Origin of the sequence: Amycolatopsis sp. NPDC049688 (assembly GCF_040674975.1) — a bacterium.
Lineage (GTDB): Bacteria > Actinomycetota > Actinomycetes > Mycobacteriales > Pseudonocardiaceae > Amycolatopsis.
In genome coordinates, this window is sequence record NZ_JBFANY010000002.1 from 842,057 (window position 1) to 853,579 (window position 11,523).

At 70.0% G+C, this 11,523-nt stretch carries 12 protein-coding genes and 3 tRNA genes; 10 read left to right on the top strand and 5 right to left on the bottom strand.

From position 1 onward, the window contains the following. Window positions 1-127: 127 nt before the first annotated feature. On the bottom strand, window positions 128-1,327 hold the full coding sequence (locus AB0J55_RS10030; RefSeq protein ID WP_364245378.1) for an Ig-like domain-containing protein: 1,200 nt from the start codon (window positions 1,325-1,327) through the stop codon (window positions 128-130). Between the two features lie 469 nt (window positions 1,328-1,796). Here AB0J55_RS10030 and AB0J55_RS10035 point away from each other — a divergent pair, with 469 nt between their 5' ends. After that, window positions 1,797-2,000: a cold-shock protein gene (locus AB0J55_RS10035; RefSeq protein WP_003097368.1), complete on the top strand. Its 204-nt coding sequence runs from the start codon at window positions 1,797-1,799 to the stop codon at window positions 1,998-2,000. Between the two features lie 77 nt (window positions 2,001-2,077). On the opposite strand, the gene AB0J55_RS10040 is transcribed toward AB0J55_RS10035, so the two are convergent. Further along, entirely contained in the window at window positions 2,078-2,518 is a 441-nt protein-coding gene (locus AB0J55_RS10040) for a hypothetical protein (protein ID WP_364245381.1), read from the bottom strand. Window positions 2,519-3,709: 1,191 nt separating this feature from the next. On the opposite strand from AB0J55_RS10040, the gene AB0J55_RS10045 reads away from it, so the two are divergent. The 8 genes from AB0J55_RS10045 to AB0J55_RS10080 all read left to right on the top strand — a co-directional run bounded on the left by AB0J55_RS10045 (window position 3,710) and on the right by AB0J55_RS10080 (window position 7,273). After that, window positions 3,710-3,964 carry a hypothetical protein gene (locus AB0J55_RS10045; protein WP_003097372.1) on the top strand — a complete coding sequence of 85 codons (255 nt, stop codon included), beginning with the start codon at window positions 3,710-3,712 and terminating at the stop codon, window positions 3,962-3,964. A gap of 149 nt (window positions 3,965-4,113) precedes the next feature. Beyond that, window positions 4,114-4,908, top strand: a complete 795-nt coding sequence (locus tag AB0J55_RS10050; RefSeq protein WP_364245384.1) for a hypothetical protein — start codon at window positions 4,114-4,116, stop codon at window positions 4,906-4,908. A gap of 99 nt (window positions 4,909-5,007) precedes the next feature. Beyond that, window positions 5,008-5,080, top strand: a tRNA-Glu gene (locus AB0J55_RS10055). Between the two features lie 21 nt (window positions 5,081-5,101). Beyond that, window positions 5,102-5,175: transfer RNA gene (locus tag AB0J55_RS10060), tRNA-Asp, on the top strand. Window positions 5,176-5,206: 31 nt separating this feature from the next. Continuing rightward, a tRNA-Phe gene (locus tag AB0J55_RS10065) sits at window positions 5,207-5,280 on the top strand. Between the two features lie 147 nt (window positions 5,281-5,427). After that, window positions 5,428-6,000, top strand: coding sequence for a class I SAM-dependent methyltransferase (locus AB0J55_RS10070; RefSeq protein ID WP_364245387.1), 573 nt, complete (start codon window positions 5,428-5,430; stop codon window positions 5,998-6,000). A gap of 97 nt (window positions 6,001-6,097) precedes the next feature. Beyond that, a complete protein-coding gene (locus AB0J55_RS10075) occupies window positions 6,098-6,448 on the top strand; it encodes a YciI family protein (RefSeq protein ID WP_364245389.1) in 351 nt (116 codons plus the stop codon). 33 nt (window positions 6,449-6,481) lie between these two features. After that, on the top strand, window positions 6,482-7,273 hold the full coding sequence (locus AB0J55_RS10080; RefSeq protein ID WP_364245392.1) for an arylamine N-acetyltransferase: 792 nt from the start codon (window positions 6,482-6,484) through the stop codon (window positions 7,271-7,273). Here the strand turns inward: AB0J55_RS10080 and AB0J55_RS10085 are convergent. Continuing rightward, window positions 7,267-9,591, bottom strand: a complete 2,325-nt coding sequence (locus AB0J55_RS10085) for an EAL domain-containing protein (RefSeq protein ID WP_364245394.1) — start codon at window positions 9,589-9,591, stop codon at window positions 7,267-7,269. The two genes, AB0J55_RS10080 and AB0J55_RS10085, sit on opposite strands and share 7 nt — an antisense overlap. A 40-nt stretch (window positions 9,592-9,631) precedes the next feature. Further along, a complete protein-coding gene (locus tag AB0J55_RS10090; RefSeq protein WP_364245397.1) occupies window positions 9,632-10,378 on the bottom strand; it encodes a rhomboid-like protein in 747 nt (248 codons plus the stop codon). Between the two features lie 169 nt (window positions 10,379-10,547). Between AB0J55_RS10090 and AB0J55_RS10095 the strand changes: the two genes are divergently transcribed. After that, the gene (locus AB0J55_RS10095; protein WP_364245400.1) at window positions 10,548-11,084 is read left to right on the top strand and encodes a hypothetical protein; all 537 of its coding nucleotides are present in this window, start codon (window positions 10,548-10,550) and stop codon (window positions 11,082-11,084) included. Here AB0J55_RS10095 and AB0J55_RS10100 read toward each other — a convergent pair. Next, window positions 11,071-11,523, bottom strand: coding sequence for a pyridoxamine 5'-phosphate oxidase family protein (locus tag AB0J55_RS10100; RefSeq protein ID WP_364245403.1), 453 nt, complete (start codon window positions 11,521-11,523; stop codon window positions 11,071-11,073). The genes AB0J55_RS10095 and AB0J55_RS10100 overlap by 14 nt on opposite strands.

The following is an 11,523-nucleotide window of genomic DNA, read 5'->3' on the forward strand; positions in this document are numbered from 1 at the left end:
TCGCTGCGCCTCTGCCCGTACTCATGCGGCGGGTGGGCGCGGGGGTTGCACCGGATTCAGCCGGAAAGCACGAACGGCCGGGAAGCCCGCAGTGGGCTTCCCGGCCGCCCGGTGTTCCTCAGTGGTCTCAGCCGGCGAGCGCCGAGAGTTTCTGCCAGCTCGCCCAGTCGTAGGTCCAGTCGCTGTAGTCGCCGTCCTTGGCGGTCAGCGTCTGCGTGCTGCCGGTGATCTCGACCGGGTCGCCGGTGAGCACGCCGTCGTAGTACTCCTTGGCCCGCGCCGGCGACAGGTTCAGGCAGCCGTGCGAGATGTTCTTCTTGCCCTGCGCCCAGACCGATGCGGCCAGGCCGTGGATGAACTCGCCGTTGTTGGAGATCCGGACCGCCCACGGCACCACGACGTTCTCGTAGTGGTACTTCGGGTTGCTCATCGCGTACGTGGCCTGCTTGCCCATGACGACGTGCACGCCGCTGTGGGTGACGCGGCCCGGGTCGGAGTCGAGGCCGTAGCTCACCGGGTAGTCCGCGATCTGCTGGCCGTCGCGGATCACCTGCATGGTGTGCTGCGTGGTGTTGCCCTTGACGATCTGGGACCGGCCGATCGCGAAGCTCGCCGAGACGTCCTGCTTGCCGTACACGCCGTCGCCGATCTTGACGCCGTAGATCTTGGCGTTGACCTTCACCTGCGTGTTGGGCTTGAAGTACTCCTTCGGCCGCCAGTGCACCGAGGTGTCGCCGTTCGTCCAGCCCCAGGAGCCTTCGGTCTTCGGCGTGGTCTCGACCGACAGCGCCTTCTCGACGGAGGCCTTGTCGGTGACGCGGCTCGGGAAGCTCAGCGCGATCGGCATCGCGATGCCGTAGGTCTGGCCGTCGCCGACGTTCAGGCTGGCCGACATCTGCCGCTTCGGCTTGACGGTGGTGAACGCGCCCCCGATGGCGACGTTCTTGCCGTCGGCGCCCTGCACCTGGCCGGACCAGGTGTAGGTCTTGCCGTAGCCGAGCTGCTCGGTGGTGTTCCAGCTCTTCTTGTCCGCCGACGCCTGCCCCTGGACCTGCTTGCCGTCCGGGTTGGTCAGCGTCACCGAGACGATGGTGCCGTCGGCGACCTGGACCCCGACCGGTTCGCCGGGCGCGACGTCCTGGGCGCCGCCCGCCGGCGTCACCGTCAGTTTCGCGGGCTGGGCGCTGGGGGCGGGCGAACTGGTCGGGCCGCCCCCCGAAGTGCCGCTCGCGGAGACCGTCGGTTCGCTGCTGCACGCCCCCAGCGTCAGCACGGCGACCAGGCCCAGTGCCACGGCAGCGCCCCGGCGCCGCGTGGAAGTCCTCACCGTCACACCTATTCCCCTTTGCCCCATTTGGTGCCTCCCCCTTCGAGACGCCTCACGGACCGTGCACGTTGAGCAACCATTACGTGACGCGCGTCACACTGACCGGTGAAGGCTCTCACTGAGGGGGCACGACCGACTCCGAGCCGTATCCGGTGATCACGGAGCCGATGCGCTGCGCAAGACTAGCCCGAGCGGTCCACCGGAAGGGGGCGGGAGCCCTACGACGTTCCGGTGACCTTGGTGCGCAGAGCCGGTTTTCGCCTCGATCACGGGGTTCAACTTTGGCCAGATCCCGGTAGTCTGCTCTCAGGCCGTCGTTTTGCGTGTTCGTGGCTTCACACTCGCGGAACTTCTGACGCGAGCCATGGAGCCGACCCGCTCTTGACTCGTCTCGTTGGAACCGCCCGGGACGGTCGGGGTGCCGCTTCGGTGGCATTCGAAGCGGATCTGTGTAACGAGGAGTACAGCGGTGGCGCAAGGCACTGTGAAGTGGTTCAACGCGGAGAAGGGCTTCGGCTTCATCGCGCAGGACGGCGGCGAAGGCGACGTGTTCGTTCACTACTCGGAGATCGAGGGCCGCGGCTTCCGCACCCTCGAGGAGAACCAGCGGGTGGAGTTCGAGGTCGGCCAGGGTCAGAAGGGTCCGCAGGCCCAGAAGGTCCGCGCGATCTGACAGCAGGCCCTCTGCGTTTCAAGGCCTGAGTGAAGGGCCCCCGGCGTTCTCGCCGGGGGCCCTTTCTCTTCGCGTCTTCAGCGGTGTCCGGCGACGGGGGCGTCGAAGGCGTCGGCCGGGAAGTGGAACTCGTCGGTGAGGTCACCGAGGTCGCCGGCCTGCTGCTGCCGCTGGTCCTGCAGCGAGGAGGCCTGGCCTTCCCAGTTGAGCCGCTCGAGGATCCATTCCTGCGCGAGCGCCTGGGGCGAGATCTGCCGTTCGGCGGCGATGTCCTTGAGCTGCTGGCTGGCGATGAGGCTCATCCGCAGCTGGTAGACCTGCGCTTCGCCGAACCGCTTGCCGGAGCCGGTGCTCTCGAGGTCGTTGTCGGGCGCGAGCGCGGCCAGGTACGAGGTCAGCTCGGTGTCTTCGACAACACCATCGTCCGCAGGCTTCGCGGCACCACGATGACGACCGGAAGACGCGGCGGCTTTCAGGTTCGTGCGGCTGCTCAGGCGGCCAAGGGAGGGAAGAGGCACGACGCCACGATAACGTTTAGATCTCGCCACACAAACCACTGTGAGCTACAACACGCCAACCAGCTTCCCCATTCAGCCCAAACCCCACCCATTCAGCCCAACCCCCAACAACACAAAGCAACCCCCAAATAACCCACCGAGTCGATCACCCCCCAACCGCACCCCGGAGGCGGGCGGACGAGAGGCGGTGAACGGCGAAAGGCCGGATCCGCAGGCCGCGGAGGGGACGAGAAGGCCGCCGAGCGAAAGCCGCCACCACACAGCCCCGGCCGCCAGCGGGAGGGGGAGAGCGGAAGACAGGCGCCGCGCAGCCCGCACGCCAGCAGGAGAGGGGCAGGCGCCGGGCAGACCTGGACGCCAGCAAGAGGGGAAGAGTGGAAGGCGGGTGCCGCAGGCCCGGACGCCAGCGGCAGGGGGGGAAGGGCGGGAGGCGGACGCCGTGTGGGCCGGACGCCAGTAGGAGGGGGAGGCGGGCGCTGCGCGGGCCCGGACGCCAGCAGCAGGGGGGACGAGCGCAAGGCGGTGCCGCGGCCCGGACACCAGCAGGAGGAGGAGGCCCGCGCAGGCCTGGACGCCAGCAGAAGGGCGGTAGGCGCCGCGCAGGCCGACACCAGCGGTGAGGGTGAAGACTGCCGGTGTCGCAAGAACGCCCAGGACAAGCGTCAGCGGAGGCGCGGACGCAAGGCGCACCCCACGGAAACGCGACCTTCAACCCAAACGCAACCAGACAAGCAAGGGCGCCCAGCGCCCGAAGCGAACGCAACAACGCTGGAAGCCGAGCGCGAGGCACCGTGGGGGGTCCGGGGGGCTCGGCCCCCCGGGTCGGCACGCCGACATTTGTTGGCCGGCGAAGGGCGAAGCCCGAGCAGCCCAACAAAATGGAGGACCCCCGCGCCAGGGGGAGGAACGCGGGGGTCGGAGGGGATCTCCACAGGCGCTGACCGGGGGTGTGTCAGCACTTCGATTGTTGCACGAGTTGGCTGGCTGGGCGAGTGGAGAGCGGGAAATTTCCCCGTGTGGTGTCACTTCGGGGTGGGGTGACGCTCGTTCGGCTGGGGTTCTTCTCCGGTTGTGCCGATTGCGCTGCGTTGAGCGGAGCGTGGCCTCAGGTTCACTCTCCGGGGGGCTGTGTGTGGTGGCCGCTGCTGGTTAGCCTCGCGGCCAAGTTGTTGTGAGCCGTATGGAGGGGCTATGAGCGGGTCTGTTGAAGTGCGGCAGTTCCTCCTTCGGTACGAAGGTGCCGATGGGGGGAGTGCTCCGTTTGCGGGGGCGTTGCCGGCTCAGCGAAGCGGGGCGGCCGATGCGCAGCGGGTGTCGGATGATCAGGTGCGGCGGGCTCGGCTGGCGGTGGCGCACGGTGCGCTGGGGGTCGAGGACTGTGTTCAGTTGCTGGAGATGCTGGGCCTGAACCTGGATGAGGACGGGCAGGCGCCGGTTCAGCGTTGAGCGGGTGGGCCCGGCGGGTCGCGCTGGGCCTGTTCCGTGATATTTCCGCAGGTTCTGCCGCTTTTTCGGCAGTGATTGGCGAGGCTTCGCCGCCTGGTTGACCCGAGTTTCGTAACAGTGTTACGGTCGTCGGGTCGAAAGGGGCGGCCGTGACGGCGATCGAGGGTGTGGCGGAGCTGGCGAACCGGATCAGGCCGGTCGTGCAGGTGCTGGGCGGGAAGTTCATGACGTCGCCGGAGCTGGCGGCGGTGGAAGCGGAGGTGGGCCTTCCGCCGCGTTCGCTGTACCTGCGGGGGCGGTCGGCGGTGCTCGGGGACGTGCCGCCGAAGGTGGCCGCCGAGCTGTTCGGCATCTTCCCGCACTGGCTGTTCGAGTTCGTCCTGCCGCGGGCGACGGCGGTCCTCGACGCGCCCGCCGCGGTGCGCGCCTACGCGGAGTCATCGGCGCGGTGGTCCCGCGTCAACCTTTCGGCCGTATCGGACCCCGGCCGCCTGGCCGAGCTGCTGTTCCGCGTGGTGGACGCCGCGGACGCCAGCGCGCTGGCGCTCTTCGCCGGCTGGAAGAACGCCGAGCGTCCCGAGGGTGACGTCGAACGTCTCGGCTTCGCGCTGATGGTGTTCCGCGAGTTGCGCGGCGGCCTCCACTTCGCGGCCCTGCGGGCCGTGGGCCTGTCGGTGCCGGAGGCGGTGATCGCGGACCCGGAGGGCGGCCGCGAGCGGCTGCTGCGCACGGCGTGGCCCGAGGACGCGGCGAACGAGCTGACGGCGGCGGCGGAGCGCAAACCGGACCTGCGTGACCGCTGGCGCCACGCGGAGGCCCTGACCGACGACCGGATCGCCGAACTGCTCGTGTCGGCCCTGTCCGGGCCGGAGCGGGCCGAGCTCGACCGCCGACTGGCGGAACTGGCGGCGTTTGCGCAGCTCCCGGGCTTGCCGAAGGCTTAAGGAACCCCCGGTGCAAAGCGGTGGCGGCGTGCCCTATGCTTGTAATCGCTCCCAGGGGAACCTGAGAGCGCGGTCGGTCGGTCACCCGAAACCGGCCGGGCTCCCATCGTTCAGCGGCCTAGGACTCCGCCCTTTCAAGGCGGCAACGCGGGTTCGAATCCCGTTGGGAGTACGCAGTACTGTAGTGAAGCAAGGCCCTGTGGCGCAGTTGGTTAGCGCGTCGCCCTGTCACGGCGAAGGTCGCGGGTTCGAGTCCCGTCAGGGTCGCAAGATCGTTCGGCTCCTTGCCGGCGTTCCCGGCCAGGTAGCTCAGTTGGTACGAGCGTCCGCCTGAAAAGCGGAAGGTCGCCGGTTCGACCCCGGCCCTGGCCACCTCATCGGGAAACCGTCTTGACTTCGGTCAAGGCGGTTTTCTTGTGTCTGAGGTGGATCTCGGTTGTGGCCGTTGTCGACCGGCGGTGGCCGTCGCTAGTTGCACTCCGCACATCCCGCCCCCCCCACTGGACCGATCCTTGTCGTATGACGAACATCTGGGACGCCGAAGCCGCCACGTTCGACGAGCAACCCGATCACGGCTTGAAAGACCCCGCCGTGCGGGCCGCCTGGGCTGGCCTCCTCCTGCCGCTCCTGCCGGCGGCCCCCGCGGCCGTCGTCGATCTCGGGTGTGGGACCGGCAGCCTGGCCGTGTTGCTTGCCGAAGCCGGGCACGTTGTGCACGGGGTCGATCTGTCCCGCGGCATGCTCGCCGTCGCCCGGGAAAAGGCCGCCGGGGTCGATGTGGACTTTCGCGTCGGTGACGCGGCCGATCCACCGTGCCCGCCCGGCGCGTACGACGTCGTGCTGGCGCGGCACGTGCTCTGGGCCATGTCCGACCCGGCCGCCGCGCTCGGCGCCTGGGTGCGGTCGCTGAAGCCGGGCGGGCGGCTGGTGCTCGTCGAAGGCCGGTGGTTCACCGGGGCGGGGATCGCGGCGGCGGAGTGCGAGCGGCTGGTTCTCGCGCACCGGAACGAAGCCACCGTCACCCGGCTCGACGACCCGGCTCTGTGGGGCGGTCCGATCGAGGACGAGAGGTACCTGCTCGTGAGTCGCTAGGCCGAACGAGTGAACCGTCGACCGTCGTGTCCGGCCCCAGGGGACTGCCCCGACCACCCGGCGAATGCAGCCACCACTCACCCGCCGGGAGCCGGACATGCGTTACCTCCTCACCCTCCACATGAACCCCACCCTCTGGGCCACCCTCACCGACGACCAGAAGAACGCCGTCTACGCCGGACACGGTGACTTCATCAAGCTCGTCACCGAATCCGGGGAGATGGTCGAGACCAAGGCGCTCGCCGAACCCGCCGAAACCAAGACCGTCCAGGTCAAGGACGGCAAGGCCCAGACCAAGACCGGTGCCTTCGTCGAAGCCGAGGCATTCCTCTGCGGCTACTACGTCGTCGACGTCGACAGCGAAGCCCGCGCCGTCGAACTGGCCGCGCGGATCCCCGATGCCGCCTACACCGCCGTCGAGGTGCGGCCGGTCGTGCACGAAGGTTGACCTCCAGCAAGGTCGAGGTTCCATCATGGATCCATGACCAGCCAAGGGGAATGGGGTATCGGCGCCGTCGATCTCGACGCCTACCTCGCACGCATCGGGCAGCCGCGCCGGGCGCCGTCCGAAGACGCACTCAGAGACCTCATGCGGGCTCACGTCCAGGCCATCCCGTTCGAAAACGTCGATGTCGTTCTCGGGCAGCACCAAGGGATTTCGCTCGACGTCGTGAGCGCGAAGCTCGTCGGGCGGCGGCGGGGCGGCTACTGCTACGAACAAAGTGGCCTCTTCGCCGCCGTTCTCGAACAGCTCGGCTACACCGTGCACCGGCTCTCCGCGCGCGTGCAGCCGCGGCGGCCCGGGCCCTACACCCACATGACCCTCGTCGTCGACGTCGACGGGCAGAGCTTCCTCGCCGACGTCGGGTACGGGGCCGGGATCCTCGACCCGATGCCGCTGGTCGACGGGCACGAGGTCGACCAGGCCGGCTGGCCGCAGCGCCTCAAGCTGGTCGACGGCTGGTGGACGCTGGAGAAGGGCGGCGAGGACATCCTCGAGTTCCGGCTCAACGAGATGCACCCCATCGACTACGAGGTCTACCACCACTACACCTCGACGCACCCGAAGTCGCCGTTCACCGGACGGCTGGTGATCATGACCCTCGAACCCGGCGTCAGCCGGAAGCTGCTCGGCCGGGAGCTCACCGTCGAAAAACCCGATGGCAGCAGCGAAACCACCACCATCGCCCCGGACGAACTCGACGCCACCCTCAAGGACCTCGGCGTCGAGCTGACGCCGGACGAGCTGGAACGCCTGAAAACCGGCTACTGACCGAACACCTCGGCCGCCGGCACCGGGCGGCCGAGGTGGTAGCCCTGCGCCTGATCGCAGCCGAGCGCGCGGAGCAGGTCCACCTGCTCCGCCGACTCGACGCCCTCCGCGATCACCGTCAGGTCCACCGCGTGCGCCATCGCGATGATGCTCGTGACGATCGCCTCCGCGTCCCGTGACTCGGCGATCCCCGTGATGAACGAACGGTCGATCTTCAGCGTGTCCAGCGTCAGCCGGCGCAGCTGCGCGAGCGACGAATAGCCGGTGCCGAAGTCGTCGATCGCCAGCAGCACCCCCAGCGACCGCAGCGACGCCAGCACTTCCCCGGCCGCTTCCTGGTCCCGCATCAACGCGCTTTCGGTCACCTCCAGGCACAGCGCGCCGGCCGGCAGCCCGGTGCTCGCCAGCGCGTCCTGGACCGCCGGGACCAGGTGCGGGTCGTCGAGCTGGCGGGTCGACAGGTTGACCTTCAGCGTCAGGTCCAAGCCCTGCCGGATCCGCCGCTCGGCGAGTTCGCGGGTCGTTGCGCGCAGCATCTCCTTGCCGATCACGTTGATCAGGTCGCTCTCCTCGGCGAGCGGGATGAACTCCGACGGCGAGATCGCGCCGTGCCGCGGGTGCGTCCATCGCAGCAGCGCCTCCACCGCCACCATCTCACCGGTCCGCAGGTCGACGACCGGCTGGTACGCGGGCCACAGCTGGCCGTCGTGCACCGCGTCGCGCAGGTCCTGCTCCATCCGCAGCCGCCGCTGCATCCGCTCGCGCAGCCCGACGTCGAAGAAGTGGTGCCGGCCCCGCCCGAGCGTCTTCGCCTGGTACATCGCCACGTCCGCGTCGCGCAGCAGGTCCTCGGCGCTGCGGCGGTCGTCGCGGCCGACGAGCACGACGCCGATGCTGGCGTCCAGGTGCAACTGCCGGCCCAGCACGCCGATCGGCTCGGCCAGCGCCGCCCGCAGGTGCTCGGCCAGCGCGCGGACCTCGCCGGGGTCGGTGACCTCGGCGGTGACGACGACGAACTCGTCGCCGCCGAGCCTGCCGACCAGGTCGTCGCGGCCCGAGCTGCGGCGCAGGCGCTCGCCGACGATCCGCAGCACCTGGTCGCCGACCGAGTGCCCGAGCGAGTCGTTGATCACCTTGAACTTGTCCAGGTCCAGGAACAGCACGGTGACCGCGCCCCGCTCGCGGACGTCGAGCCGGCCCAGCACCAGGGTCCGGTTCGCCAGCCGGGTCAGCGGGTCGTGGGTGGCGTCGTGGGCGAGCTGCGCGCTGATCGCGCGGGTCTCGGTGATGTCGGTGAACGACGTGACCACGGCCATCGCCGCCGGGTCGTCCGGGTTGAGCAGGCGCGAGGTCAGCGACACCCAGACGTCACGGCCGTCCGGCCGGCGCAGGCGGACGACCAGGCCGTTGTGCGTCACCCCGGTCCGCCGGGTCTGCACCGACGGCAGCTCGTCCGGCGGGATCCACTGCCCGGACTCGGTGAACAGCACCAGCGTGTGGCAGGGGACGCCGACCAGGTCGGCTTCGGCGACGCCGAGGATCCGGCAGGCCGCCGGGTTCGCGGCTTCGATGAGCCCGGCCGGCCCCATCACCAGGACGCCTTCGTCGAGGGACGCGACCACTGTCCGGTAGTTCTGCTCGGCCCGCCGCCGCGCGGTTTCGTCGGCGCAGACCAGCACGTAGCCGTCGTTCATCTCGGCCGCCGAGACGCGGACCGCCAGCGGCGCGCCGTCCCGGCGGTGGTGCACCGCCTCCGCGACCCCACCGCCGCGCCGGATCGCCGGCAGGTCGAGGGGCGCGCCGACGAGCTCGCTCGCGCGCCGCCCCACGGCTTCGGCCGCGGTCCACCCGTACACCGCCTCGGCGGCCGGGTTCCAGCTGGTCACGACGCCTTCGCCGGTGGTCGCGATCAAGGCGTCGCTGACGTGCGACACCAGCGCGGCCTGGTAGCGGAGGGCGTCGGCGGCCGCCTTCTTCGCCGTGATGTCCCGCATCACGACCTGGTAGGCACCGGGGGCGCCGAGCCGCACCGACACCGCTTCCACGGCGAACTTGCTACCGTCGAGCCGGGACATCAGCGCTTCGACCGGCTCGCTCGCCTGCCCCGGCTCGGTCAGCTGCGCGAGCTTCGCCACCACACCGGCCCGCGACTCCTCGGCGACGAAGTCGGTGAACCGCCGGCCGACGACCTCGTCCGCGCAACGGGCGGCGAACGTCTCCAGGGCAGCGCGGTTGGCGTAGGTGAGGACGCCGTTCTCGTGGACGCAGATCGCGTCCGGACTCAGCTCGACCAGCGCGGCGAGCGAGTCTGCCTCCATGAGCGTTCGTCCCCCATGCGGTCGGCGTGTGGCTCGTCGATTACACCACCGACTCCGGTTCGTGCCTACCCGGCGGAATCCGCTCCCGGCCTGCGGATGCGCGGCGCAGCCGTGGCCCCCAGAACAGCAGCCCGAAGTGCGCGGCGAACGCGTGACCGAGCAGCGTGACGATCGCGTCGAGGCTCACCGGGTCGTCGCTGAGCCAGATCACCGCGATGAACGCCTCGGTCGCCGCCAGCGCCAGCAGCCGCGCGCGGCCGCCGAGCAGGAACACCAGGGCGCCGGCCGTGGTGAAGAAGCCGTAGCTGACGCCGATGTCGAGCCAGTGCCCGGCCGAGGCCGGGAGCACGTGCGTGCTGATCAGGGCCATCACCGGCAGCTCGGTGACGAGCGTGGCCAGCACGTGGCCGGAGAAGAACACGGTCGCCACGCGGCGGGCGCCGAACCGGCGTTCCAGCGGCGCGACGGCGATCGCGAAGATCACGACATAGGCGAGCCAGCCTTCGTCGGACAGCCAGAGTGCGCTGGTCAGCAGCGAGGTCAGCGGGCGGCGCCACAGGTTGTGGGCGTCGGTGCTCGACAGCCGCAGCAGCCGTTCGGTCAGGCCCGGGTCGGCGAACTTGAGCAGCAGCGTGGTGCCCAGCAGGACGACCAGGTAGCCGAAGGTGAACGGTGTCGTCTTCGGGTTCGGGACGAACCTCAGGACCGGCCACCGGCCGCGCGCACCGGCGACCGCGGGCATCGGCCGGGCGGCTTTGAGCAGCATGGGCCGAGTCTCGGTGGTCATGCTGGGAGTATCACGAGCACCGGCTTAGAAAACGCTGTGGAAGTCACTGACCGTCAAGACGAGCGTTACGTGACGATTTTTTGCCGGTACTTCACCCATTCGGGGTCTTTTTACGGTAAGAATACGGCCACGATGTCGGCCGAAAGGCCTCTCGGGAAGGTCTGTCGGGGTGAACGACGAGGTATCGGTCGCCGAGCTGCTCATGCGCGAGGGCTGGGGCGACCGTCCGGGACCCGGCCAGTCACGCTGGCGGGTGGTCGCGGTGATGCTCGCCGTCATCGTCGGCTGCGGCGCCGCCGCGGCGCTGGTCGCCTTCGGTGGCAAGGAGCGCCAGGACGCGTCCCCGGTCGACCAGATCCAGGTGATCCCGTTCCCGCAGCGCACCACCGGGCTGGGTGGCGCCGACCAGGCCACGGACTCGCCGCCCGACGGCGGGATCGGCGGCGGCACCGGCGGCGACGTCGTCACGGCGTCGAACGAGCACCGCGGCACCGTCACCGAGGTGCCGGGCCGCGACCCGGCCCCCACCGGAACCGGTACCACCGGAACCGCGACCCCGACCGCGACGCCGTCCGGCTCTGACCCGTCGACCACGGGTTCCCCGACGGTGACGCCGACGGGAAACCCGCCGCCGTCGCCCAGCCGCCCGCCGAGCACGCCCCCGGCACCGCCCCGGACGTCGTGCTTCCTGATCATCTGCTGGTGAGCTCGTCCGCGAGGCCGCTGAAGTCCGAGGTGTTCCAGCGCTCCGGGCGCATCACGATCGCGATGTTGTTCCCGTGGGTGGCGTCGGTCGCGTCGGTGTAGATCTCGCTCATCCCCGGCGGCAGGTAGCGGGCGGCCATCTCGTGCCGCTCGGCCTTCGTCATCGGCCACGAATCCACCACCGGGCCCTCGACCGAGACGTACTTGTAGACGCCGTCCTGCAGCTGGACGCAGAGCGCGAACCGGCCGGCCGCCTCGATCAGCCGGGCCTTGCGCGACCCGGGTGACGTCATCACGACGACGTCACCACCCGGCTCGTAGCGGTACCAGATCGGCGTGGTCAGCGGCGCCCGCCCGGGTTCGGCCGCGACGCTGAGCACGCCGACCCGCGGTTCGGCGAGGAAGCTCTCGCGTTCGTCCTTGGTCATCTTGCGGGCCAT